The following is a 26,863-nucleotide window of genomic DNA, read 5'->3' as shown; positions in this document are numbered from 1 at the left end:
TAAAGATTTGCGCGCCTAGCGCGGGCCACAGGCGGAGTACCGCGATCCGACTACACGCCCCGCCGTTTCCGGCCCACTCTTGCGTCCTTACGCCGTTTTGCCGATCTGGAGAACTGAGCTAAACAATGGGTTGCGGTCTATCGGCCGTTGAACCAGAAGACGTGATTCCATGGCAGAACCGGGCGGCCCAACAACACAGGACGGCATTTTTTATCAGAATACCGTCGCCGCACGGTTTCTGGCTGATCTCCTCGATTTGGGACGCCTGCCTCCACGCGAGCGGGTAATCGAGGTTCGGGTCGAAGCGCCGGCAGACGTGGACGATATCGTCGTCCGCTATGCAGATAACCATCGCGATTGATTCAGGCCAAGACACGCGTTCAGCCAGCTACCGATGCGTGGAATAATCTCTGGAACGATTTGGCGACGCAGATGGCTCGTCCGGATTTTTCCGGAGAGGATCGCCTTGTGATCGTCTTTGGAGAGGCTGACGAGACTGCGAGGGCCCTGCGCGATTTGTGCGAGCGAGCCGAAACGGCGCCGGACTCAGCCGAATGGACCGAGCGCATGGCCGATCGGCACAGGAAAGTCCTTGCGGGGGTCGAGCGTGCCTTGTCAGGCAGAGTGGAGGTTTTGGAGCTGTTCCGCCGCACGACGGTAGAGATCGCTCCTCTCGACGAAATCGAGCGCGCTTTTGAGCGGCGTCGATTGGGTACCGCCTTCGCTCTCCCCTCCCGATTTCTGTCGATATTGCGCGACGTCGCGGGCGGCGACGCACGCCGCAGGGCGCTATTTCTGGCTACTCCGCTTCGAACCAGGCTGTCGACGGAGTTTGGTGTCGAAGTTACCGAGCCGGCTGAGTGGGGGCTGCCGGCGTACCGGTCGACGATCGCGCGCATATCGCGGATTGAGATACCGGGGACAGGCATCTCCGGAAGTTGCGAAGAGCTGTTCGTGTGGCCGCGCGCCCGTGATCTTGAACGAGCGACTCCCTCGGACTTCGAGGATGAGGAGCCAACTTGGGAGTCCGCGGTTGAACGGTCGAACGTCGACCTGCGATCCTTTCCGTCCGAGTTGGTCGACCGCTGCATCGTGGTTGCCGGTCCCGGTTACGGCAAATCGGCATTGTTAAACGCCGTGGCAACGCGTCTTATCAGAACTCCCTATGTGCCGGTATTCGTGCCGCTCGCGACTTTCGCGGCCAGCGATGTTAGCGTGCTGGAGTTCCTCGCCGACGAAGTCAATCGCGAGCTCAACGTCCGGGTTGACTGGTCCCGCCTTGCAGAGCAGGGATCTGCCGTTCTCCTCTTCGACGGTCTGGATGAGATCCCCTCGAGTCGGCGCCGGGCGGTGCTTACTCGTATTGCAAACTTCTCGGCTCGATACCCGCTCGTGCCTTGGCTGCTTACCGTCCGCGATCGAGCTGTTCTAACTGGTCCTGCGGAAGCCCGGTTGGTCGAACTCCTACCGCTCGACAACTCGGATATCGTTCGTTTCGCCGAAGCGATGAAAACTCGCGTGCCTGGCCTGGACGGCTGGGAGTTCGTCCGCCGTCTGGAAGCTTACCCGGACCTCGCTCGCTTGGCGAAAATCCCGCTCTTTCTGGCCATATTGCTGGTGCTTGCCAACGCTCCGAGAACGATGCCGAATGGACGGGCGGACCTGATCGAGAGTTACCTGAAGACCTTGTTCAGTCCGCACGAGCATAAGTCGGTTCAGTCGACACCGGCCGACGCATCGGCCCTGCGGCGAGTGGCCGAAGCGCTCGCGTATGATCGGCTCGAAGCTCAAGAGATTGGCGCGACCGAACGCGAGGTGATGGAGATCGCGGCCCGCTTCGATGTGCCTGGAGAAGCGCCGGACGGCATTCTGTCCAAGTTGCTTACGCAGGGAGTGCTTCGTCGGCAAAGCGCGTTACGCCTGCAGTTCCCCTATCCTATTGTTCAGGAGTATCTCGCCGCATGCCATCTCGTGCGCGAGGAAGCTCAGACGCTCTCGCACCGAATTGATGACGCGGTTCAGCGTCCTTGGGCTCAGGTCATACAATTCGCCCTTGAGCTGCACCAACAACCGTCTCCAATTATCCGTGAGATGCTGGAGCGGGGTGACGACGCGTTTTCCACCGGCTTGCGTCTGGTCGCTCGGTGCGTTCTCAACGGCGCGAAAGTGGATGTTGAGCTGAGGGACGAGGTAGCGAGGCAGCTCGCGGCCGTCTGGGACACGTCATCATCCTGGCGGATCAGGGAGCGCATCGGGCGCATGATAGCCGATGGCTTTTCGCAACCGATACTACCTGAAATCCGCGGCATGCTGGGACATCGTTGGCTTCTCGAAAGTGGAGCGGGCGAGATCGTCGCTCGGGCCGACGATCCCGCTCTCACAAGGGAAGTGTTGCAAGCACTGCACGATCGAGGATTGGACCGCTTCACGCGCGTTCGTTCGTTTCAGGCCGCCATTGACCGGCTCGGCGATGAGGCCGCTCACGATGTACGTCGAGAAAGCGAGAAGCCAGTCAATATCACCCGATCAGCTTTCCGGGCTCTCAGACCTGGTGGGACAGTTGGATGCGACGCGCATTACACCAAATCTCGCGCTCGACCTTGCCTGCGACGAGACGCTTCCCGACGAACTGCGGTTGGAGGCCTTCTCAATAGCTGATGGTTCGCTTGATCAGCGGGCCTGGCCTATCATCGACCGCGCTCTTCAATCGAGCGACTACGGTGATCGCTGGGCGGCGCTGAAAGCCATATCGCGAAGTGCAGATCCGCGGGAAAGGATGCTCAATATTCTTCGCGATCATGGCCGCAGCCCCGAGCTGCATGAGGAGATCGCGGGGCGGCTGTCATACGCCTTCAAGGACGAGAAGGAGCGGTTGGATTTTATCCGCGCCTGTGGCCGCGATCCGACCATTCCGCATTCCCTGCAAGGCATCATGATCGCGTTCTCGGCACGGTACGGCGATGAACAAGCGTTCCGGCAGTTGGTAGCGAACTTGGGAACGCTGGACCTTCGCTTGGCCGGCATAACCGTCGCGCTCTTCGGACATTATCCAATCCGCGAGCTTGGCGAAGCCGCTGCGAACGCCGTTCGGGCTCGCGTCCAATCCGCTGAGCAGGCAGCCGCGTTCGCGGGCAACGCTGTTATTGGCATGACGTCGATCTACGAAATGGATAGCCTGCTTGGAGGCGCACTCCAACCCGCGCCGCCCCATCCCGCGTTGGATGTGTGGGCCGATCTCGTCGAGGGCTGGATGGACCGAAACGATGCGAGCGAGATAGAGCGTATTAGAATTGCGGGTGCTGCTCTCAGATTGGGCTCGGTACGCGCGATTGATAGGCTCGAAAGCATGGTTCATGCGGTGGGCGATCCGGACGACCCCCGCCTTGATGACGAGGATAAGGATGGGAATACGATCCGCAGCGCCCTCGATGAGCTGCGCCGCAAGAGAAGGCTTTTGCCCCTGTCGCTCGCTGAACGGTTCGCGCGCGCCCAACGATCCAATGTACCATACGGCGGAATAGGTGCCATCGCAGCCCACGGTGACCGCGCCGCGCTGGACTTGCTCATCGCACTTCATAACCAGCCTCCTAAGGCCGACATGCGAAGCAGTTTTTTCGACGCAATCGAGCCGTTGGCCGGCCGTCTTGGGATCACGATCGTAAGAGTTGGCCGGAGCCTTCGGGTGGCATGAGTTTCTTGGGGTAAGGCCAATCCGCGTGAGGCGTCATTCCAGCGAAGCCTAACCTGCTTGCCCTGTGTTCTGCACGACCGCTGATACTTCCATAAAGCTGACCAGCTTTGTATCGATGCCGTGAAAGACGGCGGCGAAGTCAGGGACAAACGTGCCCCGTTTGGTGAGATTGTGACGTGCCTGCCGGCCGATCGCGTGCATGATGAAATCGGCGACTTCGAGGCCAGGTTCGCCTTCTCGCTTGCGCATGAAATAGCATTCGACCGGCAGCGGCTTCCCATTCTCCTCGAGAGAGAAGTTCTGAAACGCCTCCTCGACCAGGGGATCGGCGCGTTCCGACGATTCGAAGATCACCGCGACTGAACGGAAGCGGGTCCACCGGGCGATGTCGACAATGCGTTGTCTGAGCACCAAAGCGATGGTTGGTAGAGGGCCAAGATTGTCGGAAAACGCGGTATCGACCGACACGATAGTGCCAAACCGTGCAAAGCGGCCCTGACGGAAGAACGCGGCAGCCGTGAGAATCTGCTCGCGGGTCGCGCTCCGGCCAAAGTCGCTGGCATGAAGCGAGGTGTCGGGCGAACCGGTCGCTTGCCGCCTTACCTCGCGCCACGGCGTCCGAACGATAGCATCAAGATCTTGCGCGAGTACGGCGCAGCCGCCAAGGCCATAGACAGGCTGGTCCGGGACAAGGGCTTCGTGACCGGTATCGTCGGCAAACACGACCAGACAGTCATTCGGAAGCTTCAGTTCCATCGGTGCATTTTTTCCATGACTTCGTTGGCAAATGACTCTGCCGGTGCACACGACGTCTTGCAAGGGTTCGCTGCAACAGCTTCGTTTGCTGCGTTCGCCGGTCTCGGTTGCTTGATCGTCGTGTCGACGGCCGCACGCTCCTCCATCACTCCCGCACCACGCGTCCTTGCTCCGGCCTCTTCGCACCTCTCGTCGGCTCATGGATGCAAGTGCTCCCGCCTTCACAAGGCTTCGGTGGGCGAGCCGCACTCCTCCACTTCGTTTCGGTCTAACGATGCATCCGCCTCCTCCGTCGCAACGGCCTCCCGCGAAGGCCGCGATTGGCGCGGCCCAGCGATGGAGGAGACAATGCAGCCATGGACGATCGACGAACTGATGCATCTGACGCGGGATGAGCTTTGCTGGCTTGCCGCCGACCTTGAATGGACGCTTCCCGCATTCGAAGCCGGCACCGCGGCGCGGCACACGATACTGGCCAGTCTCGACAGCATCCGCCGCACCATGACCCGGCGCGGGCTTCACCATTGACCCAACGTCAAAGAAAAAGCCCCCGCTGGTTGCGCCAGCAGGGGCCATCTCTACTCCCAAACCGTTCGGCTGCTAGGTGCGGAATCCTTCCATCCTGCGGGAGCCGCTGCGCCCCCGTGCAGGCTGCTTGGCCAAACGCTTCGCGGTCGGAGCGGTCTCGACCTTGCTCTTCAGTATCTCGGCGATGACTGTCTCGGGGTCTGTCAGCAGAAGCTTGCTTTGCTCGTTACCCGCGAGGTCGCGCCATTTGAGCCGGGTCTTGTAGGGCTTTGTCGGGTTGAACCCTTCTGTGGGCTCGAAGGTTTCGACCCGGAAGACGATGGCCTGGTTCACGGCCACGGTGTCTTCCGTAAAGAGGTGGAGTCCGTGCTCGGTTGCGAACTCCATCGGCGATTGCTCGGTGAGAACGATATCGCGATTGAGCATGATCAGCCGCGCCTTGACTCTTTCTCAGGCTTGAACTCGGGATTGGCTGCCGGATCGAATGGCTCGACGCAAGCGACCTGTTCGAGGGGCACGAGTCTTTTTCCGATTGTGAGGACTTTCATGGAGATCTCCTTTTCTGGTTGAGGAGATTCCGGTGTACCGAATTCGTTCGCCATTGCTGATAGGAAGGGTTGGGAATCTAGACGGAATGGTTGGCAAAATTTGACAACGACCAATCTGGAACGCGCTCACTCGTTTTGCGGACAAAACGTTAGAACATCATCGTATGCGCTGAACGGCCCGCGCGCGGAGCTATTGTGAATGTTTTGCGTTGCGGCATTTTGAAATTGACTTTCAGCCTACCAAAAAAAGGCAATCAGCTCATTCCGCAAGCGCTCGTTCTCAAGCAATGGGCGCCATGGACGCGACCGAGTACCCATTTTTGGCAGCTATCAAAAATGCTGGCAAAAGCGGCCTCATGAGCAAGCACTCATCCGTCGCAACGTGAATGTCTTTCGTGTCCACGAAGGACGAGTCAACAACATACGGGAGGACAAATGCCGCCAGACGCCGCCGCGCAGAACAAGTACGCTCATCTCGCTCACGACATCCTGGAAGGAGCGGACGCGATCGCCGAGTTTCTCTTTCTCGGCACTAGTGATGAGCAACGCGGTCGTAACCGGCGCAAAATCTACTATCTGGCAGAGTCCTCGAGGTTGCCGGTCTTCCGGCTCGGCTCCTTGCTTTGCGCGCGCAAATCCGTCTTGCTGGATTTCATTGCGGCACAGGAGAACCGGGTTCTCGGACCTAACCAGTAGTAGTACCGGTCAATAGCTTCGGGCCATCTTGCCATTCTTTCGCCCGTGATGATCAGCGGCCGGTCATTCGGCAGCTTGTCGGTGACGGGATTGGGTCCTGGGGGATATTCTGAGAAGCTCGAGGCTGATATGAGGCAACGGTTTTCGAGCTTGAGCTAGTCGGCGCCAGTGGAGCCGGATCTCGACTTTGGCTTAATTGCTATTGCCAGGGCAGCATGCTACCCAAGGTTCAACTTCATATTATTGCACTATAGATGATTGTATGGTCGAACCGGCGATTAAATTCAAGCAATTGAAGCTTCACAACTGGCGACAGTTTGCGCAAGTCGATCTTCAGTTTCACAATCGGTTGACAGTGCTGACCGGCGCGAACGGCGCCGGCAAAAGCACTATTCTTAATTTGCTGTCGCGTCATCTCGGCGTTGAAAGACCCTACTTCTCTGTACCGACGAAGAACAGCAGCGGTGGAATAAGTTATCTCATTGGCCGGCTATTCCGCTTTCGACAGCGATTTACGTTTAGTTTGCCGGTACCCCACCAAGAGGTGCAGGTCGGTGAGATAACCTACTCGTCGGGCATGCAGTCCGCAATTTCAGTTCCAGAGCATGTCGGGAATACGTATGCATTGAACATTCCCAGCCAGCAGGCTGTGAGAGGCGTACCTGTTAGCTCTCACCGCCTCCTTTCGGGATATCAATCCGTCGACAATATCCCATTCCGGGGCGTTCCACCGCAGGATGCCTATGACTGGTTTGTCGGAGAAGCCCGCAACCGATACATGGGCGGTCACTCCAATCGGTCCCTGATAGGAATGATCAAGCAAACTTTGGCCGCGTGGGCTGCGATCGGGGAAGGTAACTCGGTCTTCCAGCCGGACACAGCTCAGCGGGATGCTTTTGATGGGTTCGTAAGGACGCTGCGCGCCGTTCTTCCGAAGTCTCTGGGATTTCGAGATCTCTCTATCCGTCCTCCCGACATTGTCCTCGTCACGGAGTCTGGAGAATTCATCCTGGACGCGGCGTCAGGCGGACTTACAAGCATTGTCGAACTCACGGCGCTTCTCTACGCCTGTACACTTCGGTCTGATATGCAAGACGGTGATTTCGTTGTCACTATCGATGAGCCGGAAAATCACCTTCACCCGTCGCTTCAACGAAGCCTCTTTCCGAGCCTCGTGACGGCATTTCCAAAGATACAGTTTATCGTAGCGACCCATAGCCCGTTCATTGTCTCTTCGCTCAAAGACTCGGCCGTCTACGTGCTTCGATATGAAAGCGAAGACAGCGACATTCCGACTGAGCGAAGAAGAATTGTGAGCGAACGTCTCGACTACGCAAAGCGAGCAGGAACAGCGTCCGAGATTCTGCGACAGGTGTTAGGCCTACCAACCACGCTGCCGGAATGGGTTGAGCAAGACTTGGCGGCAGTCGTTGCACGATACCAGGATCGCGACATCAATGCAGCGACCTTGGATGGTCTTCGGGTCGAGCTGAAAGATGCTGGGCTCAATGAACTTTTTCCTGAAGCTCTTTCGAAGCTAGCGAATAAAAATGATTCGGCTAACTAAAGGTCTTATGCCCGCGCGGCTTCAACGGCATGCTGCCCAGTGGACGCAAGAGCTGCTTGCGGCCATCGCTGCCGGTGAGAAAGCCGAAGAGCTCCGAAAGTCCAAATACAATCACAAAGACATAAAGGACGCGATCAAGGGCGAAACCCACAATAAATGCGCCTATTGTGAAAGCAACCCAAATCACGTCACGTTCGGAGACATCGAGCATATTCTGCCGAAATCAGTCAAACCAGAGCTGACCTATGACTGGTCCAATCTCACGCTGGCGTGCGACATCTGTAACACCAAGAAGCGGGACAACGAGGGCTTTATAGATCCCTACACTGAAGATCCCGGCGATCACCTACAATTCTTGGGGCCGATGTTGCGTGCGAAGGATGAACACGGGAGAAACACATCTGTTGGGTTGGACCTGAATAGGATCGCGCTAATTGAGCGACGTCACGAAAAGCTACAAGACCTTGAGCGACGGCTCATTGAGATCAAGGCAGCTCAGAACCACGCGTTAAAAGAGACGCTCTTAGCTCGACTTTGGCCGATTTATGCGGCGTAGGCGAGCGCGTTCTCCATCCGGTGCCAGATATGGCGCGGAATTTCTATGCTGTCACGGCGCGGCCGGGACATGAAAGAAATCTGATGAGCCCATATTTGGCGTCGAACGGCGGCGATCGCATCGCTAAAGGTCAGGGTGGCTTTTGGATACCAAGCTGCGGTTCTGGGCTTCAGCTTTCGTGCCTTGGCGAGGTCGTGGGTCCATAGAGTGATGATGGAGTAGAGGCCGAGCAAAATCGGGGTGGAGCGCAGAATGGCTTTGTCCGACCACTGGCGCTGGGTCTCGACACCGAGGTGAGCGCGAACTTCCTCGAAGGTGACTTCGACCTGCCAGCGACTGACGAACCAAGCGAGGATGTCGCGGGGATGAGCGTTGAGATCGGTCGCCAGGAAAGCCTGTGGGTCGAGTTCGCCGGTTGGGTCGCGGACGAGCAGCCAGCGGATCGGCACCGGCGGAACACCGCCGCGATACCACAGCGCAGTGCCGGTTGCGATCTCGACGGTGCGATTGGTTCGGCCGTACCAGAGACTGACCCGATAACGCGTCCAGGACACGTTGCGATCCTTGAGGATGGCAGAGAGTTTTTTGTGGGGCTTGCCTCGAATTGGAGGGCGGCCACGAGCTTTGCGCTTTGGTCGGGGAAATTCGAACAGGTTGGCATCGAGGCGCAGGCGGGTGACGACGCAGACGTGCTTGCGGACTGCGGCAAGGAATTCGATGGCCGCAAAGGCGCTGTCGGCGACCAGTACGATATATCGATCGGGCAACCAGCGGCGGATTTGCCGGGCGGCCTGGCGGGCCCAATCGAGCAGCGTCTTGGGCGAGCGCGATTTGCCGTCATAGAAGCGTTTGGAGGGGGCGAGCAGCGTGAGGAAAGGCAGCGCCATGACGCGATCGGCCCACGGCACGCGCACCAGCAACATGGCAGAAAGCCAGCGCAGGCCGCTGGCTTTGACGAAGTGCCCCTTGGAGGAGCGCACCGGATCGCGATAGATGCCGCGGGCGCTGATCTTGGGCCCCCAGCGCCGCTCAATGGTGTCATCGAGCCCGATCACCACCGCCTCGCCGGCCGGCACGAAGACCTTGATCAGCAGGAGCAGCAGGTGGCCTGCCGCGGCCCGCGACGACCACGCCACTCGGTTGAGGACGCGATGGAAAGTACAGAAATCGCGATCGCGCTCCCGCCCTAAGATGCGCAGCGCCGCCGTGACAGTGCGCCGGCCGGGCGCCAGGATAACGCCGGCGAGCAGCGTCAGAACATTCAGCCAAGTGGGGCGTGTGAACAGATCGGTGAAGACGGCAAGCCGGGCCACAAAACGCGGCGGCAGCGGATCGCAAGAGCGGGGGAGAAGGCGGGCGTGTTGCATCCCATCGGTAGAATCGGCACGATGAATCGCAGCAACCTCGTCCAGCTGCGACAAATTGAGTCGGCAAACCGATTCATCCTGGCCCGCGCGGCACCCATCGAGCACATTGAGCGCTATGGCAAAATCCGACCCAACGCTTGCCCAGATTGCTGCTCAGTTCACGCATCACGACATAGAAAAGAGCAGTGGCGGTTATTTAGTTATCAACCGTCGGACTTCAACTCCGGTCGCACGGCTGCGCCCCATTCCAGATACCGATCGCTTCGAGCTCTTCTACTGGTCGAACGTGAAGGGGCGCTGGACGACCTTTGGCAATATGGGGCGCATGAAACTCATGCTCACGAGCGCTCATGAAATCGTCGAGAACGATCCGATGTTCAGGGTTCCGCGTACAAGATGAACAAGTGTAAAATTGGCCAAAGTCAAGCTTAGAGGCCCTGCAGAAATACACGTGCGACCCAGCAACCGAATTCAGCGCTTGTATTTCGGCCTATTATGCAGCTGTTCACGACGCCGATGCTGGTCAGTAGGGCTAACCCACGGACTCCTCGATCGATCGAACGTTGATCTCTGAGGGGCGCATCCCCAGTGCGAATCAGCCGGACTGAGCCTATCGTGGCGCACTCTGTCAACTGTGGACGGCAACTCCATGGACGTTCTCGAATTCTGGCGCCCGAAAATCGATTGGGCGAATTTCGATCAAGGTCCGGTCTCCGACGCGATGTGGAATCACTTTCGCAATGTCGTGATGCTGTGTCATGCCTACGACCACTGGAAAATGGCGGCGAACGCGACGCGCCTTGCGCCACCCCGCTCATACGTTGGAATGCCGGAGACCAAAGCCGATCAGAAGAGACGTAAGAACGAATGGAAGAGGAACATAGACGCTCAAGAGGGTCACATGCATCGTTCGGCATTTCTTGCGAGCGAGCAGATTGCGTTGATGTCCTATCTTCTAACCGACGATGACAAAGATACACCGAATTGGAAGCTATACTTTGCTCTCCGAACTGCCGTTGCACACCAACTGCCCCACGGTCAAGCTCGCTATCACGCGGCGGCATTCACGTCGTTTCGCGCAGCGCACGAGCTTGAAGGTGATCCAGCTGACATTGCGTTGAGGTGGTTGCGGCGATCAGGATTGGCGTAAAAGCCGACCACGCCACGTGTCGAGCGCAAATATTGAGGCGATTTCATGCCGTCCTTTGAAGGCAAGACATCCGGGGAGCGGGAGATTGCTGACAGCGAGCTGTTCGACCTCGTCGTCGCCGCTGACGAAGAAGCCCTTTCGGAAGGACTGTCGCCCAAGCAACGTGGCTTGGCGACCGTACGCAAGGTCTTGAAGAAACTTGGCCATGCATTTGTGATGACCGGAAGCGGAATGTCCCCGCTCGGTGAACGGGTCCTGGCGATGCATCGCTCACTCTACAGAGGATCGGATTTAGCCATCGGAGGCATTCACGGCGGCATCTACATGTTCCGCGATGTGTTCGCGCGAATATACATTCCCTTTGGATACGGGCAGATGTCGGTCAATCCGTTTCAACTTACCGACCTTTCAGAGACGCAACTTCGCTGGCTAGCTTCACTCCCAGGGGATTTGGCTGCATTCCATGACCAGTTTATCGATATCTTCGACTTCGCAGGCACCATGGGCAGGCTGGGAGACTACAAGATGCCGCCCAAGGAAGCTCAAGAGTTGTTTCAGCTTGCTTCATTTCAGCTGCAAGCGGCCGCGGCGGCTCTGAGCGTGGCGTTTGATTTTCGAGGGGCAATTCAATCAAGCCTCATTGGGGCCGAGCTCGCGCTCAAGGCTGGCCTCGCAGCTCAGGGAGTTATCGAAAAGGAGCGCCGCAAGCATTGGCACGATCTGGCTTCGGCCGCCAAAGCCTTCAGCACGGCGAGCCAGGCGTTTGACCTTGACCGGGTGCTGCGGACCGTCCAGCGGCTCCCCCAATACGTTGAGAACCGCTATTCTCCAGAGCAGCCTGATCGGATGGCGGTGGGACACATCGTCATGGGTGCGCAGTACATCGCGGGGGAAGTAGCGCGGCAGATCGGAGAATTCTCAATTCGATCCGCTTTGACCCCACCCGCGCAGCGCGTCTATCCAACTTGAAGAAGTCAACTGCCTTGGTCCGGCCGACCATTGCAGCTCCTAGCCTTTCAAGTTTCGCGCCTTTTCCGCGTGAGGCCTCAGAAAAGCCGCAAGCGTCTCGACGACGCCATTTAGAGGACCGGGATCGATCGCGACGTCCTGGATGAAGGCAGTCCATTGCTGGATCTTGGTCGGATCGTTCGCGAATGCCTCGCTGAGAGCATCTGGCCGCTCAGTCGGGATCTGCGTCTTCCTGCGATCGAAAGTCGCGCGTATTGCTCGCGCGAGACGGTCATCCTTGAATTCGTAGGTGCGGGAGAGCACCCAGATATCGTAGAAATCCTTCAAACGCGTATTGGCGAGGCCAAGATGGACCATCGCCTGGAATTTCTCCGCGATGACCGTCTCCGGCGGATAGGCGCGAAGCTTGGGGGCCGGTTGATCGAGCAACGGCAAAAGTTCGATCTCGTTGAGTCCAGGTTCGGTCGCATCGCCATAGCCGATATCGATGACAATCCGCATCCGTGCGCCGTCAATCGTCGCATAGCATTTGAGGCGTAGTCCGCTATAGCCGGAGTCGTCACGAACCGTGTCGACTTCGAGTGTGTCCGTGTCAAACGTAACGCCGTCGTCGGCTTGAACCGAACCAATTTCCTTGAAATAGCCAAGCGTGAGCTGCGGATCACTGTCGCCAAAGCCGAGCAGGTCAAGATCGCGTGTCGGCCGATGTGGATCATCGAGCCAATGACGCAGGAGCACCGCACCCTTGAGTACAAACTTGTCCTTATATTTGCTGATGCTCAGCCGGTAGAGCAGCCGTTCAAGCGCATATTGCGTGAGCAGGAGGTCGAACGGCTCGTTGCGCTCTTTCGAGAGATTGAGCAGGCGCGCCCGGACGGAAGCGCCGACATTCTTCAGCGGCTTACGCATTGATGGTCAGCGTCTCAAGGCGCGGCTGAACGATTTTTTCCCAAATGCCGGCCTCAGCGGCGTACCTTGCGATTTCTGATGGTGTCGCCTTGCGTAGCTTGAGCGCGTCTTTCATTGCCTGCGTCGCATGAGCAAAGCCGGTATTCGAATCGTAAAATGCCTTTTGGTGTTTACCGCTCTTGAAAAGATCGACGATCGTTTTTGCTGGCGAATAGATTTTGACGTCGACGCCTTCGATGCTGTGGTGTTGAATGCCCTTGTCGAATTCCTTCGGGCCAAAACGCATGATCTGAATGCGAGGTCGCGTAATCCTGGGCCGCCAGTCGCGCGGACCAATCGCCATCCATACATAGGGAGCGATACGGTCTGTCAGCTCATGAAAGGCGAGCGCGGAATCGTAACAGATGACGCCGTTTGGGACGAGCTTGGCAGCAACAGCGAGCGAATGGTTACCGTCCAGCGGCGCGTCGGGTAGCTGGTAAAGACCGCGACTGAGTTGATTGACCACATCCTTCTGCTCCATCCTGGAGATGGTTGCTGCCGTGATCCCTTCCTCGAGGAATTCGGAAAGCCGCATCATCCCTCGCTTTTGGAGAAGCGAGATCGCCCTATCCTCTTGGCGTTGCGGTTCCTTCCTCATGGAACTTGTATGATACAAAACCTTGCAAATGTCAAGGTGCTACGCAAGGAACTGTATCGCGTCGTTCGTGAAGAATGCGGAATGGCCTGAGAAATAAGCAGAAGCGGTGTTGATATAGTGTTGGATTTTGCAGGAAAGCGGTGTGTTGGACCACGCTTTCCTGCGTTTTGGGATTTTGCTTTTGAGCGATTCGTGATTCCCTGACCGCGGGTCATCGGCATTGGGGAAGGCGATGAGCAAACCGCGGGATGATCGCCAGAAAGACCTGCTGCTTCCGGCCCTCGATGAAATCATCGACATGGGTCACCCGCTGGTGCGGTTGGCGACGTTGATCGACTGGAACATCCTGGATGACCGCTTTAGTTCGGTGTGCCAAGCAGGGTCGGGGCAGCCTGGCCTGCCGACGCGGCTTGTCGCCGGCCTGTTCATTTTGAAGCACATGCACAACCTGTCAGATGAGGTGCTGTGCGCCCGCTGGATCGAGAACCCCTATTACCAATACTTCTGCGGCGAATTGAGCTTCTGCCACCGTCTGCCGTTCGATCGATCGTCGATGACACGCTGGCGCCAGCGGCTCGGCGAGGACCAGCTCGTCGCGCTGATCCAGGAAAGTCTGTCGGTGGCGCACAAGACTGGCGCGATCGGCCCCAAGGACCTGGAGCGGGTGGTCGTTGATACCACAGTGCAGCCCAAGGCAGTTGCACATCCGACCGATGCGCGGCTGATGCATCGGGCCATCATCAAGCTCGTCGGGCTCGCCAAGCGCAATCGTGTGCCGCTGCGCCAGAGCTATCTGCGCCTAGCCAAACGCGCCGCCATCATGGTCGGCCGCTATACCCACGCCCACCAGTTCAAACGCGCCCGGCGCCAGCTCAAGTTCCTGCGGACACGGCTTGGCCGGATCATCCGCGACATCCGCCGCAAGATTGATGGCGATGCGGTGCTGGAAGCCCGCTTCGGCCCGCTGCTCGGTTTAGCGCAGCAGGTGCGCAGCCAGGATCAGCATCAGCGCGGTCCGAAGGTCTATGCGTTACATGCCCCTGAGGTCGAGTGCATCGGCAAGGGGAAAGCCCGCGCGCCTTACGAGTTCGGCTGCAAGGTCAGTATTGCCACCCCCGTGACGTCTCCGAAGGGCGGACAGTTCGTGCTCCATGCCAAGGCCCTGCATGGCAATCCCTTCGACGGGCACACGCTCGGCCCTGTGATCGCCGACATGGAGAAGCTCACCGGTGTGGAAGCTCGCCGCATCCACGTCGACAAAGGGTATCGCGGCCACAACCACCCGCATCGGTTCAGGGTCTGGATCTCGGGTCAGGTCCGCCGCGTCACGGCTTCCATCCGCCGCGAGATGAAGCGTCGCGCGGCTGTCGAGCCCGTCATCGGCCATATCAAGGCCGAGCATCGCATGGACCGCAATTATCTCAAGGGGCGCATCGGCGACCGCATCAACGCTGTCCTCGCCGCTGCCGGCTACAACTTCGGCCTGCTCCTGCGATGGCTGGCAGAGTTCTTGCGCGTCACTATCCGCGCGTTCCTCGATACCCTCCCGGTTGAAAACATCACTTGAGCCGGGCGCCGCGCTGGTTCTTCACATGGCGTAATCGCGGCTGACGACTTTTTGAGGACACGAGAGTCGGTAGGATGGATGGCCTCAGCAGACTATCGAAAAGGGAGCAGCACTATGAAGCAGTACGTTGGTCTGGACATCTCTATGGAAGAAACCAGCATTTGCGTTTTGGACCAGAGCGGCGATGTGACATTCGAAGGTTTCGTGTCCACCAAGCCGGAGGCGATCGCTCAACTCTTGCGACGTCATGCCGGCAATGCTGAGCGGATCGTGTTTGAAACGGGCGCGCTATCGAATTGGCTATGGCACCAACTCAGAGCGCTGGGCTTTCCGGTGATTTGCCTTGATGCACGTCATGCCAACGCAGCGTTATCGATGCGCATCAACAAGTCGGACCAGAACGATGCCAAGGGGCTAGCCGAAATGGCGCGCATGGGGTGGTACAGGGAAGTTGCCGTGAAGGGGGCGGAGAGCTGGAAAACCCGTTCGATGCTGGCGGCTCGAACCAAGCTGGTGAATTTGCGGCGAGATATAGACAACCAAATGCGCGGTCTGTGCAAGGGGTTGGGAATATTGCTTGGCAAGGCCGGCTCGACCAGCCTGGCTCGCAAAGTCGATGCCGTGCTTGCTGATGCGCCGGATTTACAAGATATTTTCGCGCCGCTGCTCCTTGTCCAGTCCTGTTTGACTGAGCAAATTGAGAAGCTCGATCGACAACTCCTGGCCGTGGCAAAAGGCGACCAAACTGTTCGGCGAATGCTGACCGTTCCTGGTATCGGGCCCCTGACTGCCCTGTCCTTCGTCGTTACCATCGACGACCCCACTCGCTTCAGGCATTCCGCCGACGTGGGCGCCTATCTAGGCCTGACACCTAGACGCCATCAATCCGGTGAGATGGATCGCACTGGCCGCATCTCCAAGCGCGGCAACCACCAGGTGCGAACTTATTTGTTCGAGGCCGCGAACGTCCTGCTGACCGTTGTCAGGCGAGGTTCTGCGCTCAAGCGCTGGGGCAGCAAGCTGGCCAAACGTATCGGCACCAAAAAGGCCAAGGTTGCCGTTGCTCGCAAATTGGCTGTCCTCCTCCATGCTATCTGGACCGATGGCACCGAATTCCAAGCGGAGATGCGCACCGCATAAACCAGTCTTAAACCACCCGGATCCGCTTCGGCGGAACAAGCGTCCCTGCCGGGACGAAGGTGTCGGCAATCTCGAAGTCGCCCCTGCGGGCCTTACGCACCGCGCTCTTCACATCGGGATGCCACGCCTCTGAACGCCATCATGCGGCGCTCCTGCAATAGAGAGATGACCGCGGAAAGAACCATGAACCCGGCAGCGGATCACTTTTGTCTATCGGGGTTGACACCGTGCCCGCGATTAAAGAACGGACGACTATCGCTGAACTGTATCTCTATCTTAGATAACACATTGATACTTTTACCATTTTTAACAGACGAATGAGGCTTTCAACTGGGCCTCTCGGTCCCTCTTGCCAAGCTACAACTTACGGCTGAAATTCATCGAATTTGGGGGAAGCACTTTGAATCGCGGATCGGAATGGCACCGTTGGTTGTCACCGAGCATCGTTCCAGATGAGGTCGTCTCGGACGCCATCCTAAACGCGCATCCGGGCTCGTGAAGGACGGCTTGCCGTGGGTTTAGCCATGTAGCGGACCCGTGACGCCCCGCCCGATGACGGTCATTACGTTTTGGGGTGCACGTCGAAATGCTCTGCTAGCTGGGCAATCGTTCGGTCGCCCTGATGGCGGCCAGAGCCACCTTCGCCTTGAAGGCCGGCGAGTGGTTCCGGCGGGGTCGTCTGCTCATGGTCTCTCCTGTTCGCGGCGATTATCTCCGTTGTCAGGCAGAAATTCCACTTATAGCGCTGTTCAGATTTGCGGGACCAGCTCTGTCGAAAGCAAGGAAGGAAAGGGATCACGTTTTACGGTTCGGCTGCCTGTCAGGCCGGGCGCGGAATTTGACCTCCTGGAGCACCGGAGCACTGGCGCGCCCGATAAAACGCCTCTGGTAGGCGCTCGCTCAGGCTGATCTTTGTGCTTCGGATCTGGTCCCTAATGGCCAAATACGGCAGAACCCAAACGACTGCTCGCAACCACGATCATTGTGCGGAAAGTGCCCTGCCGTTCCACTGTAGTCTAGAAGCGCAGGAATCTCCGCAGTGTATGGTCACGATCGCTCGTCCGGCATAGTCGTCCATATCGACCTCGTAGACTTGGCCGCACCAGACCTCGCGAGCCAGCTGTCGTCCCTTAGACACGAAGACACGATGCAGGCAACCCGCTGAACTGCATAGCGCCGACCTCGCGCAGTGAAACTGGTCGAAGTGGAGCGAAACAAACTCGCTCCCGTCCCGCACCTTGAGGTATCGCAGAAATCCCGTGCGAACGCGAGGCTCGTCCTCTCCACAAGCTTTCTGTGCTGCGCGGATAGCGGCGCTGATTTGCGGGGGAAGTTGGTGAGGCCGTTCAGCTGAGAGCGTCGACCAGCCGCTTCGACCGCCCATTGAGCCAAGTGCGGACGCCGAGGAGTTGATCGCCAGCGCGAACAGTGCGGTTACGGCCAGGGTCTTCATGTCGCGACTCCTGTCGTGGATCTCTGCCCCTGACAACGCGACCAGCAGGAATTATATCGCAAGCGCCTCATTCTGCAAAGAACTTCAGATGTGTTCTCCGACAAGCCGCTGGTGGAATCCGTCGAGTTCACGCGGTCAGTTCAAGCAACGATTGCGTTGCCCGTTTGCCGTGTGGTTGGTGCCGATACGAGAAGGAGGACCTCGATCTTCGCTCGCGAGAGCATCCAACGGACGGACGCTCCGCGCATTTGCCAACTTCGCTTCAAGTGGGCGCCCGAACCGAAAGTTCGGGGCGGCCGCTTCTGTGTCGGCGGCGTTGCAACGGCATTCGCACTGTGGCCGGTAATGCCCCCGAAATGATCGAACACGATTATCTGGGGCTTGATGCAGGCGACCCACACCTGCAAGGCGCTTCAGCGAGCGTCATGCTCATGTACTCGTGATCGATGGCGACCCGCAGCCGGCCTCGACAATGGTTTGACGCCCGTCATTGGCGCGGAAGCGAAGCCAGAGCGGCGAAGAGTATAATCGCAAGAGCAACCAACATCCAGTTTTGGACGGAATCTCCCAGAAGGGGAAATTTATCGACGAGCCAATCGCCCATTCAGAGTCTGCCCGAGAGAGATTCAAAATGACCGACATGAGGATCGCCGTGGATCTTCGTGACATGGCCGGTCTCGTTGTTACGAACCATCCAGGTGCCGTCATTCTCCTTGGCTGTGATCGTGTACTTGTCGCCAAGGTTGATCGTGGCCTTGCCGTCCTTGACCTCATGCGTCCACACCGGATCCGGCAAAGGCGGTTGGCTCTGGTACTGGTAGGTGCCCGCCGGAACACCGCCGGCATGCGGCTCCAACGATGTATCGAACTTGGTATTGGCGGCCGCGCCTTCCGGCACGAGATTACTCGTCGCCGAATCGAAAGCGCCGACCACGGGAAGACCGGTCACGGGAAGATACACCATTGTAATTCATTCCTGTTGCATTGAAGTCCTGTTGCATTGAAGTAAGCGGCAGAGTGCGAGCGCCACGCGCATAATCAACCGGGCACATTACTCACGAAATCTTCCGAAAGCACCGTTCGCCCGCACGTGGCGGGCGCAGCATGTTTCTCGTTGCCAACGACACGAGCCTTGATGAGATGCGGCGACCCCGCCTCTCTCATCCGAGCTCCCCGGCACGTTCATATCGCGCGCATCCAACTCGCAGGGACTCTACCCGCAGCACCTGTCGAAAAACTGACGATGAGCAACGATCGACTAGCAGCTCAGTTTTCGTTACCACCCGAACCAATGCTGACATGTTTGGTCATGCCGACCGCCCTTCTCGACGGGTTTCGGCGATCGACCGTGACGCTCGCCGATCACAAGCGACAAGTCACTTCGGGAATATCGATGTCAGCTTCTCAGACAGGCCTTCTCTAAGTCGCGATTTCAAGCCACCTTGCTGTTGAGGCAACCGTCATCGCGGCCGAGAGGGCACGTCCCTTTCTCCCTTCAGTATAGGTGACGCCGATCGCCGGATTACAGCCAGTCGCCTCCATCGGACCAGCAAAGAGATCGCCTGGCCATACGCAATCCAGCCAGGCAATGGTCGAGCAGAATTTCGACGTGATCTCTGGGTGCATTGGCCGGCGAAATCTGGCAGTTGCCGTTCGCTAAACGCGAATATGCCGAATGATCGGAAGCCGCCAGAACACATTTGGTCCTCCTATCTCGCGCTGCTTCGAGTCGAGCGCGCACCGTTTCGCAATCCTCCGTCACCGTCGAAACTTTCCCATCGACCGTGCTGACCAGGCATCGGATGCCCTTCGGGAAATGCCCTTCGGCGCGCGGCTTGCGAAGGCTTACGACCTGGTCCGGATTGATGTCGATCAGCTGGTCTTGGGGTCCGTGCAGCTGCAGCAGCTGGAATGTGAGAATGATCATCGGCCGCGCTCGCTGCCAAAGAACAACCGGCGTCCGTTAACCGGAGCCGGTTGGGTCCAAGTCTCTTGTGTTAGATGAACCACGGAGCGCTTGGCTCTGGCATCGAGCTGTGCTGCATCAAGCGCAGGCTGGGACTCGGCCGTCAACCAAATTTCTAGCGAGCCAGTCGTTCCAGTTGAGGAAGGGATCGACGATGCGCTCTCGCTTGAAGCGGACAGCTAGCTCACGTCGCATGGCTCTTGATAGCTGTTGATACCGCAGGCGAAACCCCACCACGATCTCGCGTCGCTTGCGATTGGCCAGATTGCTATCTGCCTCGCGGGCCGTAAGCTCTTCCGATCAGATCCAGTGGCTTCGCTGGTGCAAGCCGCTCTCCACGTAGGAGCGCAGTCGCCTGCTTCTCCAACTCTCTGCGCTTCTGGTGCTGGGTGAATGTCATTGGGCAGTCGATAGGCCCGCTCGCTGTCGCGCGATGAATGGACCCGTATTTTCGCGGCGTCGACGCGCTGAACGTCACCCCAATTTGGAAACCAAACGTGATCTTTAGTCGACGGTTTTCGTGGCGAGCTGGTCAGCTTGTCGTCAGCCTCCTCTTTTTAGGATACTGACCACCGATGGGTGGTGCACGGCTCAGCCTCGCACGTCGAAGAGAGCAGGGAGTCCCTCTATGATGTTTGGCGATGCGCCAATCTCTAACCAAGGGTCGGTTCAGGATCGGGGCAGCGATAGCGGCCGAGCCAAGGTTCAGTTTCAAGTTTCAGGAGCGTCTCGTACAAGCGGCAATTGGCCATGGGGCCGATCTAGTCGGTGAGTTGAAGTTTTTGCCCTGCTGCCGCTTCGCCTGCGCTAATTCGTTGCAGGCCAATCTCTGCACGAAAGTTCGGAGCGTGAGGCGCGTCTGCGATCTTTCTCCGAGCTTGATCATTCGCTCACTTCCCTTGCGCTTGAACCGTCGCCTGATTGGCTCGCGCTCTGGTGCGGTCGGCGTCGCGCAACGAATTAGTCGAGGCAGTCACGACAACCTGTGCTCTCGCGGGCGACCGGATGTTCGGCGATTGCACGTCCGACAATCTGAGGCCCGCAGTCTCCAGATATTTGATCAGACTGTAAGTGCCGGTCGTTCGGTTCTGATGGGCGATCTTCTTGCCCTTCAAGTCGGCCGCGGCCTTGATCGGCGAGTTGGCCTGCACCAGGAAATCGACCTCGTCGACTGGCAAGGGATAAGCCGCGAGCGGCACGATCGGCACGCGCGCCGGCACGGCGTTCGCGACCGCGGTCGCCGTGGCGAAGGTGAAATCGATGGAGCCAGCCTTGATCGCCTCCATGACCGGAAGCGACGCGGTGAATCCCGGTTGCCAGACGATCTTGGTGCCGAGCTCCTGCTCGAGATTGCGGCCACCGGCGCCAGCCCGCAGCGATGCCCATACCCCGGTGCGGCCATCTCCGATGACCGCCACAGTCAGTTGCGGCGGGGCTGCGTCAGCGGCGTTCCCGGGCGTCACTGCGCGTACACCGGCTGACGCCGCAGCAAGGCCCGCCCCCACCGACAACAGCGTTCGCCGCGAAATGGCGCGACCAGCACTGTCAATTGAGCCGTTCGAAGTCATCCAACTATCCTTTCATTGTCTCATGCGACCGCCGACAGGTTGCCCTCCGCCGTCAACAAACCGTCGAGCAGCTCTTCCTTCAGGGTTGCCAGCGTCGGATCGCCGCGATGCCGTGGACGCGGCCGATCAAAGCCGAGATCGCGTGCGATGCCGCCATCCTTGACCAGGAGCACACGATCGGAGAGCAGCAGCGCCTCCTCGACATCGTGCGTCACCAGCACGACGGTACGCGGCCGCGCGGCGAGCAGTTGCTCCAGCAGCAATTGCATCGCCACGCGCGTGATGGCGTCGAGCGCGCCGAACGGCTCGTCCAGCAACAGGAGGTCCGGCTCATGAATGAGCGCCCTCGCCAGCGCCACCCGCTGGCGCTGCCCGCCGGACAGCCCGACCGGAAACTCGCCTTCGCGTCCCCGCAGCCCGACCGCGCCAAGGATGCGCTCGGCCTCCCGGTCCCGGCCCTTGAGCCCCAGCAGCACATTGCCAAGCACCGTCCGCCACGGCAGCAGACGGTCCTCCTGGAACATCAGGCGCACGTCCGCCTTGTGGCCGATCGCGCGCAACTCGATGCGGCCGCCCGAAGGTGTCTCCAGCCCTGCGAGGAGGCGCAGAAGCGTCGACTTGCCGGCGCCACTAGGACCGATGACCGAAACGAACTGACCTGCCGTGATGTCGAGATCGACCTTGTGCAGGACCGTGCGGCCAGCAAACGACTTGCTGACCGAGCGCAGACAGACGTCGGCGCCGCTCATGCCTTCACCCGATCGGCATAGTTCGGATGCCAGCGCAACAGGCGCCGTTCGATCAGCCGCGTGATGAAGTCAGACAGCCAGCCTGCGATGGCATAAAGCATGATGGCCAGCACGATGATATCGATGCGCAGCAGTTCGCGGGCATTCTGCACGAGATACCCGACCCCGTCCCGAGATGCGATAGTCTCGCCGACAACGAGCGTGAGCCATGCCACGCCGAGGGCATAGCGTATGCCGACCAGGATCGGTTGAAGTGCCGCCGGCAGAATGATTGACCATACCAGGGCGGCGCGCCCGAGACCGTAGGACCTGCCGAGTTCGATCAGCCTGGGATCGACATTGCGAATGCCGCCGACGGTATTGATGTACACGGGAAACAGCGATCCCAGCGCGACCAGAATCAGTCGCGGCTCCTCGCCAATGCCGAACCAAAGGATCATCAGCGGCACCAGTGCCAGATGAGGGATGGTCCGGATCATCTGCAGCGAGCGGTCGAGAAGGTCGCGCACAGACTCGAACAACCCGACGAGCAAGTCGAATAGCAGACCAGCACTGGCACCAATGCTGAAGCCGATTGCAACACGGCGAAGGCTGACCAGAATATCATGCTGCAATTCGCCCCGCTCGGCGAACTGACTTGCGGCGCTCCAGATGTCCGACGGGGCAGGCACAATCGCAGTCGACACAACGCCGGTAACCGACAGGACCTGCCAAGAGGCCAGCAACCCGAACGGCAGCAGCCATGGCAGGAACAACGACCTCCACAGCGCACTACGGGCTCGCGACGGTGTCGCCGCGCCAGCCTCTTGCGCGACGTCGGCTACGATGGTCACAACAGGTTCGCCGGCACGTAAGGCGGCTTCGTTGCGCGCAACCATTGGCGTCGCTGCCGCGTCGGCAGGCGTAGACAGTAGTGACGCATCCGTCATCGAATCCAACTTACTCCGTCTCACATGAGGCGACATCAGCTTTGCAAACTCCGACGTTCAATTCGATAGTAGTGAAATTCATTTTTCAGCGTACAACGCTGAAGCTATTCTACTTAGCTGGGTCGTGGGCAGAATCTATTTTCAGCCTATCTAGGTATAGGCTGCGTGGTCGCCAGCGCGGCGTCGCCGCTGGACAAGCGCACTTGCGCTCGCTCCGCCGCGCGGGCAGAGCCGAAGTGACCGTCATCGAGACTGTCAATGGCGCACTCAGATGAGAACAAGCGTAAGCCGCGGCCTTTGCTAACGACTATCCTGCAGTTCGATTCGATACTTCAATGAAATAGGCCTGCAAAGCAGTCGCAGGCGACTGGGAGATTCGAATGGTAGCGTTACCGGACGATGGTCATTTTCAACTGCTTGGTCCTCCTTAACCGACCAGCGTTTGTGAGTTTGGTTGTCCATGGCGCCTGCTGCGGCTTGACAGGAGCTAGTGGCTTCGAGGAAATGCTCGCCCGCAAATTCTGTGGACGCGAGCGTCTATGATCCGGTCCGAACTCGTTGAGCGTATCGCCGGTCGAAATCCGCGCCTTTGTCAGCGCGACGTCGAGAACATTGTGAATGCAATTCTCGGCGAGATCGTTGCTGCACTCGCACGCGGAGATCGAGTTGAGCTTCGTGGCTTCGGAGTCTTTTCTACCAAGCAGCGACGGGCCCGCGTGAGCCGAAATCCGCGAACGGGCACGCTCGTGCAAGTAAACGAGAAGCGCCTTCCGCTCTTCAAAGCCAGCAGGGAAATGCACGAACGGTTAAACGGCAACGCGAGACCGAAAGACGGCAACTTTGGCACCCGAGACAGTCTAAGAGCGTCCGGGCAGTCCAAGTGGCCGGGGTGAGCGCCCCCTGTCCCCCTGTATTGAAGAAGCAACCTTAATATTGTTTTCGCAAACGGAAGCGCAATGGAGACTCCACAAGCCTCAATGAACAAGTCACGCTGAGGTTCTGCATCCATGGCGATCGATTGCCCTTCCCAGAGCGCGCCGGACGGATGAATCACGATGATCTCCGGGTCGGTGCTTCGAATCGTCTCCTCAACCGGCGGGTAAAGGACAGTGTCGCCCGCCCAATAGAGGCTCGGCTCGCCTTCCAGTTCAATGCTGAACCCTATGACTGGTCCCATCTTCTCGACGACCCGGCCAACGCCATGGCGGCCTTCGCGCCGGGTGAGCTTAACGCCGCGCCAATCCAGCTTCTCGTGAAGTGGCGTGACCTTTTCGAAGCCAAAGGAACGGATTTTGGTGTCATCTCCGGGTTGGCAGACCATCGGCAGATCCTTGGGGACCAGACTTTGCGCCACGGGATCGAAATGATCAGAATGGAGATGAGACACGATAACAGGCTCGACGCCGTCCAGCGCCTGGTCGGTGCTCACGGGGAGGTCGACCAGCGGATTTGGTGAACGTCCCGCAATGGAGGGGCGGCTGTGCCTCGGAGCGAAGAACGGATCGATGAGGATCGTCCGCTCGCCAAGACTCAGCTTCAACGTTGCGTTTCGCAGGAGCTGCAGCTTCATCCGTCATTCCCCTTTGCTAGTAGAGATTTTTATGGGCGTCGATCTCAATCCGCGCCTCAATGTCTTTGACAGTGAGATCAGCAGGCACGGTCTGATCGGAAATCATCTGTCCGAGGGACGGCAGCTTGGCCCGATCCAGCCGATAATCATCCTGCCAGAGACGGCTGCGCTTGAGCGCCTTAGTGCAGTGAAGGAATGCTTCGGTGACGGTGACGACGATCGCAAGCTTCGGCGCCTTGCCGGCAACCGACATGAATTCGAGAAGCTTCTGCGAGCGCGTGAGACGCGCCGTGCCATTGACCCGGAGCAATTCCTCGATGCCGGGAATAACAAACAGAAGCCCGATCGCCGGATTGGTGAGCAGATTCTCCATCGTGTCGAGGCGGTTGTTGCCAGGCCGATCCGGAATCGCCAGATGATCGGGATCGAAAATGTGCACGAAGCCCGGGGCATCGCCCCTGGGGCTGACGTCTTGGCCACGCTGCGGATGCGACGAGCCGATGATGACAAGCGGTGCATGCGCGATGAAGTTACAGCAATGCCGATCCAGCCGGTCGAGCTGCTTGGCGCGCATCAGGGCCGACGGCACAAGATACGGTGGCCGCAACTCATCGGCGGACGTGAGATAGGTCAGCTCCTCCAGCATGCCCCTCCTCAATCCCTGACGTTGCGGGGGTATGTCTGTTTGGCCGCATCGGCCAAGGCAAGGTCGACCTCAACGCTGATGATCAGATTGTCGTCGCTGGTGCGCGCGAGGATGTCTCCATCAGGCGCTATGATCCAGCTACCGCCGGCAAGGTTGCCGCCACGACGGTTTGCCGTCACCACGAACGCGCCGGCTGCAATCGCCACCATTCGCGTCGCCACCTCCCAGCGCGCATGTCCGCTGGTTGCTCGTGGCGCAGCAATCAACTGGACACCCGCCTGCCCGAGTCGACGTGCCGCAGTGCTCACCATCAGCTCTGTGCAGACCAATTCAGCGAAACAGAGCTCCCCGTCACGCACGGGAAGCACATTCCCTGGGCCGCGGTCGAACCAGGTTGCTTCCCAACCGCCTTCCTGCTGGGGAAGCCACGCCTTGGGTCTGCCTCGCACCAGACCGCACTCCGGTTTCCAGAGAAAGGTCTCATTCCATCGCCGTGTGTCTACCTCGACCGCCCGCGTCCCGACGATACGCTTTGCCATCACGTGCTTCAGCTCGTCCGAAATCCTGGCATGCGTGGCGACGGCTTGACGCCACACCACGTCGTTGAAGACCGGACTTTCCCAAAAGCTGTCAACGCCTGCCAACTCGGGAAGAACCAGAAGATCGACGGGCACTTTGGCGAGCTCGCTTTCGAGCCTGCGCCACATCGCCCCTGCCTCATCGGTCCGACCGGGGAATTCGCAGGTCGCTACGCGAAACGTCATAGGGTTCTCCATCTTGGCAAATCTTGCGGCGAGCGAGGCGGGTTGACCAGTGGCACACATGCCGGATATCGTTAAGATTATGCCAGCCGTACGCGCAGCTCGTCAGAAATCACCGCCACGACGGGAGCAACTTGTCGCCGTGCTCGCCTATGATGGCGTCAACGCTTTTGAGCTTGGGATGGCCGTCGAAGTGTTCGGCCTGACCGATATGGGGGCTGACTGGTATCGCCTCGTCGTTTGCACCGAGCATCCAGGACGGCAGCTTGTTGCGAACAACGGCATCAGAATTGTCGCCGACGTGAGCCTAAAGATACTGGCGCGAGCCACCACAATTATCGTGCCGGGCCGGGAAAATATCGAAGACGCTCCATCAGCAACCCTGCTCGACACGCTCCGCCGTGCGCATCGTCGGGGTGCGAGGATCGCGTCTATCTGCGCCGGCGTGTTCATCCTCGCTGCCGCCGGGTTGCTCGATGGCCGCCGTGCCACAGGGCATTGGGCACAAGCCGTGCTGCTCTCAAGCAAATATCCAACGATAAATGTCGATCCAAACGTACTCTACGTCGACGATGGCGACATCATGAGTTCAGCCGGGCGGGCCGCAGGTCTCGATCTGTGCCTCCACATCGTCAGACGAGACTATGGCGCGCAGATCGCCAACCAGGTCGCACAGCGGCTTGTTGTGCCACCTCATCGCGAAGGCGGGCAAGCGCAGTATATTCCACAACCCGTTCGCAAAGCTGAGGGCGATGCGCTGGGATCTGTGTTTGCGTGGGCGCAACGCCACCTCGATCAAGACCTGGCGATCAACCGTCTCGCTGCCCGGGCAAGGATGAGCCGCCGCACTTTCATAAGGCGATTCGAGGAGGCAACCGGCATGTCGCCGGGTGAATGGGTCGTGCAGGCGCGCGTGTCGCGGGCTCGGGAACTTCTGGAAGCGACGCAGATTCCAATCGAAGGGATCGCGACTGCCACCGGGTTCGGCTCGGTCGAAGCGCTGAGGCATCATTTCAGATTTCGTCTGGACACGAGCCCAGCTCGCTATCGCGCCGCCTTTCTGAGATCCGCCGGATCGCAGGCGGCATAGATAGAAAGGAGCACGGTCACTCCTTTCCCTCCGGCCATCATGCCCAT

26 protein-coding genes and 2 pseudogenes are annotated in these 26,863 nt (G+C 59.0%); 14 read left to right on the top strand and 14 right to left on the bottom strand.

Annotated elements, in window-relative coordinates:
* Positions 1-169 precede the first annotated feature (169 nt).
* Genes NLM33_RS40615 through NLM33_RS40605 form a run of 3 tightly spaced genes read left to right on the top strand, consistent with a single transcriptional unit; the run spans position 170 to position 3,691 of the window.
* The gene (locus NLM33_RS40615) at positions 170-361 is read left to right on the top strand and encodes a hypothetical protein (RefSeq protein ID WP_254104027.1); all 192 of its coding nucleotides are present in this window, start codon (positions 170-172) and stop codon (positions 359-361) included.
* Positions 358-2,658, top strand: a complete 2,301-nt coding sequence (locus tag NLM33_RS40610; RefSeq protein WP_254104026.1) for an NACHT domain-containing NTPase — start codon at positions 358-360, stop codon at positions 2,656-2,658. The genes NLM33_RS40615 and NLM33_RS40610 overlap by 4 nt, the downstream gene beginning before the upstream one ends.
* On the top strand, positions 2,561-3,691 hold the full coding sequence (locus NLM33_RS40605) for a hypothetical protein (protein WP_254104025.1): 1,131 nt from the start codon (positions 2,561-2,563) through the stop codon (positions 3,689-3,691). Before NLM33_RS40610 ends, NLM33_RS40605 begins: the two co-directional genes overlap by 98 nt.
* 48 nt (positions 3,692-3,739) lie before the next feature.
* On the opposite strand, the gene NLM33_RS40600 is transcribed toward NLM33_RS40605, so the two are convergent.
* Positions 3,740-4,447 carry a hypothetical protein gene (locus tag NLM33_RS40600; protein WP_254104024.1) on the bottom strand — a complete coding sequence of 236 codons (708 nt, stop codon included), beginning with the start codon at positions 4,445-4,447 and terminating at the stop codon, positions 3,740-3,742.
* Positions 4,448-4,795: 348 nt separating this feature from the next.
* On the opposite strand from NLM33_RS40600, the gene NLM33_RS40595 reads away from it, so the two are divergent.
* On the top strand, positions 4,796-4,975 hold the full coding sequence (locus NLM33_RS40595; protein ID WP_254104023.1) for a hypothetical protein: 180 nt from the start codon (positions 4,796-4,798) through the stop codon (positions 4,973-4,975).
* Between the two features lie 72 nt (positions 4,976-5,047).
* Here the strand turns inward: NLM33_RS40595 and NLM33_RS40590 are convergent, their stop codons facing one another.
* Positions 5,048-5,401: a hypothetical protein gene (locus tag NLM33_RS40590; RefSeq protein ID WP_254104022.1), complete on the bottom strand. Its 354-nt coding sequence runs from the start codon at positions 5,399-5,401 to the stop codon at positions 5,048-5,050.
* 557 nt (positions 5,402-5,958) lie between these two features.
* On the opposite strand from NLM33_RS40590, the gene NLM33_RS40585 reads away from it, so the two are divergent.
* The 3 genes from NLM33_RS40585 to NLM33_RS40575 all read left to right on the top strand — a co-directional run bounded on the left by NLM33_RS40585 (position 5,959) and on the right by NLM33_RS40575 (position 8,342).
* Complete coding sequence (locus NLM33_RS40585) at positions 5,959-6,219, top strand: DNA-binding protein (RefSeq protein WP_254104021.1); 261 nt, start codon at positions 5,959-5,961, stop codon at positions 6,217-6,219.
* Positions 6,220-6,481: 262 nt separating this feature from the next.
* Positions 6,482-7,786: an AAA family ATPase gene (locus NLM33_RS40580; protein ID WP_254104020.1), complete on the top strand. Its 1,305-nt coding sequence runs from the start codon at positions 6,482-6,484 to the stop codon at positions 7,784-7,786.
* Complete coding sequence (locus NLM33_RS40575) at positions 7,770-8,342, top strand: HNH endonuclease (RefSeq protein ID WP_254104019.1); 573 nt, start codon at positions 7,770-7,772, stop codon at positions 8,340-8,342. The genes NLM33_RS40580 and NLM33_RS40575 overlap by 17 nt, the downstream gene beginning before the upstream one ends.
* Here the strand turns inward: NLM33_RS40575 and NLM33_RS40570 are convergent.
* Complete coding sequence (locus NLM33_RS40570) at positions 8,330-9,655, bottom strand: transposase (RefSeq protein WP_254102513.1); 1,326 nt, start codon at positions 9,653-9,655, stop codon at positions 8,330-8,332. The two genes, NLM33_RS40575 and NLM33_RS40570, sit on opposite strands and share 13 nt — an antisense overlap.
* A 169-nt stretch (positions 9,656-9,824) precedes the next feature.
* Here NLM33_RS40570 and NLM33_RS40565 point away from each other — a divergent pair, with 169 nt between their 5' ends.
* The 3 genes from NLM33_RS40565 (at position 9,825) to NLM33_RS40555 (ending at position 11,828) form a co-directional block, all read left to right on the top strand.
* A complete protein-coding gene (locus NLM33_RS40565) occupies positions 9,825-10,109 on the top strand; it encodes a hypothetical protein (protein ID WP_254102515.1) in 285 nt (94 codons plus the stop codon).
* A 249-nt stretch (positions 10,110-10,358) separates the two neighbouring features.
* Positions 10,359-10,859 carry a hypothetical protein gene (locus tag NLM33_RS40560; RefSeq protein WP_254104018.1) on the top strand — a complete coding sequence of 167 codons (501 nt, stop codon included), beginning with the start codon at positions 10,359-10,361 and terminating at the stop codon, positions 10,857-10,859.
* Positions 10,860-10,904: 45 nt separating this feature from the next.
* Positions 10,905-11,828, top strand: a complete 924-nt coding sequence (locus tag NLM33_RS40555; RefSeq protein WP_254104017.1) for a hypothetical protein — start codon at positions 10,905-10,907, stop codon at positions 11,826-11,828.
* 39 nt (positions 11,829-11,867) lie between these two features.
* Here the strand turns inward: NLM33_RS40555 and NLM33_RS40550 are convergent, their stop codons facing one another.
* A complete protein-coding gene (locus NLM33_RS40550; protein WP_254104016.1) occupies positions 11,868-12,737 on the bottom strand; it encodes a nucleotidyl transferase AbiEii/AbiGii toxin family protein in 870 nt (289 codons plus the stop codon).
* Positions 12,730-13,314 (bottom strand): transcriptional regulator, encoded by a 585-nt coding sequence (locus tag NLM33_RS40545; RefSeq protein WP_254104015.1) that lies wholly within the window; start codon positions 13,312-13,314, stop codon positions 12,730-12,732. Before NLM33_RS40545 ends, NLM33_RS40550 begins: the two co-directional genes overlap by 8 nt.
* A 295-nt stretch (positions 13,315-13,609) precedes the next feature.
* On the opposite strand from NLM33_RS40545, the gene NLM33_RS40540 reads away from it, so the two are divergent.
* Together NLM33_RS40540 and NLM33_RS40535 are read left to right on the top strand one after the other, a co-directional pair.
* Complete coding sequence (locus NLM33_RS40540; RefSeq protein ID WP_254106123.1) at positions 13,610-14,944, top strand: IS5 family transposase; 1,335 nt, start codon at positions 13,610-13,612, stop codon at positions 14,942-14,944.
* Between the two features lie 114 nt (positions 14,945-15,058).
* Complete coding sequence (locus NLM33_RS40535; protein WP_254104014.1) at positions 15,059-16,084, top strand: IS110 family transposase; 1,026 nt, start codon at positions 15,059-15,061, stop codon at positions 16,082-16,084.
* A 571-nt stretch (positions 16,085-16,655) separates the two neighbouring features.
* Here NLM33_RS40535 and NLM33_RS40530 read toward each other — a convergent pair.
* The 6 genes and pseudogenes from NLM33_RS40530 to NLM33_RS40505 form a co-directional block, all read right to left on the bottom strand.
* Positions 16,656-16,771 (bottom strand): annotated as a pseudogene (locus NLM33_RS40530) (transposase); the annotation flags it as partial.
* Positions 16,772-18,141: 1,370 nt separating this feature from the next.
* Positions 18,142-18,501: a DUF1521 domain-containing protein gene (locus NLM33_RS40525; RefSeq protein ID WP_254104013.1), complete on the bottom strand. Its 360-nt coding sequence runs from the start codon at positions 18,499-18,501 to the stop codon at positions 18,142-18,144.
* A gap of 558 nt (positions 18,502-19,059) precedes the next feature.
* Positions 19,060-19,464: a hypothetical protein gene (locus tag NLM33_RS40520; RefSeq protein ID WP_254104012.1), complete on the bottom strand. Its 405-nt coding sequence runs from the start codon at positions 19,462-19,464 to the stop codon at positions 19,060-19,062.
* 929 nt (positions 19,465-20,393) lie between these two features.
* A complete protein-coding gene (locus NLM33_RS40515; protein WP_254104011.1) occupies positions 20,394-21,071 on the bottom strand; it encodes a PhnD/SsuA/transferrin family substrate-binding protein in 678 nt (225 codons plus the stop codon).
* A 20-nt stretch (positions 21,072-21,091) separates the two neighbouring features.
* Positions 21,092-21,820, bottom strand: a complete 729-nt coding sequence (locus NLM33_RS40510; RefSeq protein ID WP_254104010.1) for an ABC transporter ATP-binding protein — start codon at positions 21,818-21,820, stop codon at positions 21,092-21,094.
* On the bottom strand, positions 21,817-22,749 hold the full coding sequence (locus NLM33_RS40505; RefSeq protein ID WP_371930169.1) for an ABC transporter permease subunit: 933 nt from the start codon (positions 22,747-22,749) through the stop codon (positions 21,817-21,819). Before NLM33_RS40505 ends, NLM33_RS40510 begins: the two co-directional genes overlap by 4 nt.
* A 539-nt stretch (positions 22,750-23,288) precedes the next feature.
* Here NLM33_RS40505 and ihfB point away from each other — a divergent pair.
* A complete protein-coding gene (gene ihfB / locus NLM33_RS40500; RefSeq protein ID WP_254106122.1) occupies positions 23,289-23,642 on the top strand; it encodes an integration host factor subunit beta in 354 nt (117 codons plus the stop codon).
* 122 nt (positions 23,643-23,764) lie between these two features.
* Here the strand turns inward: ihfB and NLM33_RS40495 are convergent.
* From NLM33_RS40495 to NLM33_RS40485, 3 genes and pseudogenes are all read right to left on the bottom strand, one after another.
* Positions 23,765-24,319 (bottom strand): annotated as a pseudogene (locus NLM33_RS40495) (MBL fold metallo-hydrolase); the annotation flags it as partial.
* A 16-nt stretch (positions 24,320-24,335) separates the two neighbouring features.
* A complete protein-coding gene (locus NLM33_RS40490) occupies positions 24,336-24,965 on the bottom strand; it encodes an MSMEG_1061 family FMN-dependent PPOX-type flavoprotein (protein WP_254104008.1) in 630 nt (209 codons plus the stop codon).
* A gap of 8 nt (positions 24,966-24,973) precedes the next feature.
* Positions 24,974-25,672, bottom strand: a complete 699-nt coding sequence (locus NLM33_RS40485) for a carbon-nitrogen hydrolase family protein (RefSeq protein ID WP_254104007.1) — start codon at positions 25,670-25,672, stop codon at positions 24,974-24,976.
* Between the two features lie 115 nt (positions 25,673-25,787).
* Between NLM33_RS40485 and ftrA the strand changes: the two genes are divergently transcribed.
* Positions 25,788-26,816, top strand: a complete 1,029-nt coding sequence (ftrA, locus tag NLM33_RS40480; protein WP_371930051.1) for a transcriptional regulator FtrA — start codon at positions 25,788-25,790, stop codon at positions 26,814-26,816.
* Positions 26,817-26,863: the final 47 nt, after the last annotated feature.

The organism is Bradyrhizobium sp. CCGUVB1N3, assembly GCF_024199925.1.
GTDB lineage: Bacteria > Pseudomonadota > Alphaproteobacteria > Rhizobiales > Xanthobacteraceae > Bradyrhizobium.
This window is presented reverse-complemented; position numbering and strand designations above follow the sequence as displayed.

Bases quoted from the DNA above. Each gene is read 5' to 3' on its own strand.
- NLM33_RS40615 (WP_254104027.1), top strand. From the start codon at position 170: ATGGCAGAACCGGGCGGCCCAACAACACAGGACGGCATTTTTTATCAG.
- NLM33_RS40600 (WP_254104024.1), bottom strand. From the start codon at position 4,447: ATGGAACTGAAGCTTCCGAATGACTGTCTGGTCGTGTTTGCCGACGAT.
- NLM33_RS40595 (WP_254104023.1), top strand. From the start codon at position 4,796: ATGCAGCCATGGACGATCGACGAACTGATGCATCTGACGCGGGATGAG.
- NLM33_RS40590 (WP_254104022.1), bottom strand. From the start codon at position 5,401: ATGCTCAATCGCGATATCGTTCTCACCGAGCAATCGCCGATGGAGTTC.
- NLM33_RS40585 (WP_254104021.1), top strand. From the start codon at position 5,959: ATGCCGCCAGACGCCGCCGCGCAGAACAAGTACGCTCATCTCGCTCAC.
- NLM33_RS40580 (WP_254104020.1), top strand. From the start codon at position 6,482: ATGGTCGAACCGGCGATTAAATTCAAGCAATTGAAGCTTCACAACTGG.
- NLM33_RS40575 (WP_254104019.1), top strand. From the start codon at position 7,770: ATGATTCGGCTAACTAAAGGTCTTATGCCCGCGCGGCTTCAACGGCAT.
- NLM33_RS40565 (WP_254102515.1), top strand. From the start codon at position 9,825: ATGGCAAAATCCGACCCAACGCTTGCCCAGATTGCTGCTCAGTTCACG.
- NLM33_RS40560 (WP_254104018.1), top strand. From the start codon at position 10,359: ATGGACGTTCTCGAATTCTGGCGCCCGAAAATCGATTGGGCGAATTTC.
- NLM33_RS40555 (WP_254104017.1), top strand. From the start codon at position 10,905: ATGCCGTCCTTTGAAGGCAAGACATCCGGGGAGCGGGAGATTGCTGAC.
- NLM33_RS40550 (WP_254104016.1), bottom strand. From the start codon at position 12,737: ATGCGTAAGCCGCTGAAGAATGTCGGCGCTTCCGTCCGGGCGCGCCTG.
- NLM33_RS40545 (WP_254104015.1), bottom strand. From the start codon at position 13,314: ATGCGGCTTTCCGAATTCCTCGAGGAAGGGATCACGGCAGCAACCATC.
- NLM33_RS40540 (WP_254106123.1), top strand. From the start codon at position 13,610: ATGAGCAAACCGCGGGATGATCGCCAGAAAGACCTGCTGCTTCCGGCC.
- NLM33_RS40535 (WP_254104014.1), top strand. From the start codon at position 15,059: ATGAAGCAGTACGTTGGTCTGGACATCTCTATGGAAGAAACCAGCATT.
- NLM33_RS40525 (WP_254104013.1), bottom strand. From the start codon at position 18,501: ATGGTGTATCTTCCCGTGACCGGTCTTCCCGTGGTCGGCGCTTTCGAT.
- NLM33_RS40520 (WP_254104012.1), bottom strand. From the start codon at position 19,464: ATGATCATTCTCACATTCCAGCTGCTGCAGCTGCACGGACCCCAAGAC.
- NLM33_RS40515 (WP_254104011.1), bottom strand. From the start codon at position 21,071: ATGACTTCGAACGGCTCAATTGACAGTGCTGGTCGCGCCATTTCGCGG.
- NLM33_RS40510 (WP_254104010.1), bottom strand. From the start codon at position 21,820: ATGAGCGGCGCCGACGTCTGTCTGCGCTCGGTCAGCAAGTCGTTTGCT.
- NLM33_RS40505 (WP_371930169.1), bottom strand. From the start codon at position 22,749: ATGACGGATGCGTCACTACTGTCTACGCCTGCCGACGCGGCAGCGACG.
- ihfB (WP_254106122.1), top strand. From the start codon at position 23,289: ATGATCCGGTCCGAACTCGTTGAGCGTATCGCCGGTCGAAATCCGCGC.
- NLM33_RS40490 (WP_254104008.1), bottom strand. From the start codon at position 24,965: ATGCTGGAGGAGCTGACCTATCTCACGTCCGCCGATGAGTTGCGGCCA.
- NLM33_RS40485 (WP_254104007.1), bottom strand. From the start codon at position 25,672: ATGTGGCGCAGGCTCGAAAGCGAGCTCGCCAAAGTGCCCGTCGATCTT.
- ftrA (WP_371930051.1), top strand. From the start codon at position 25,788: ATGCCGGATATCGTTAAGATTATGCCAGCCGTACGCGCAGCTCGTCAG.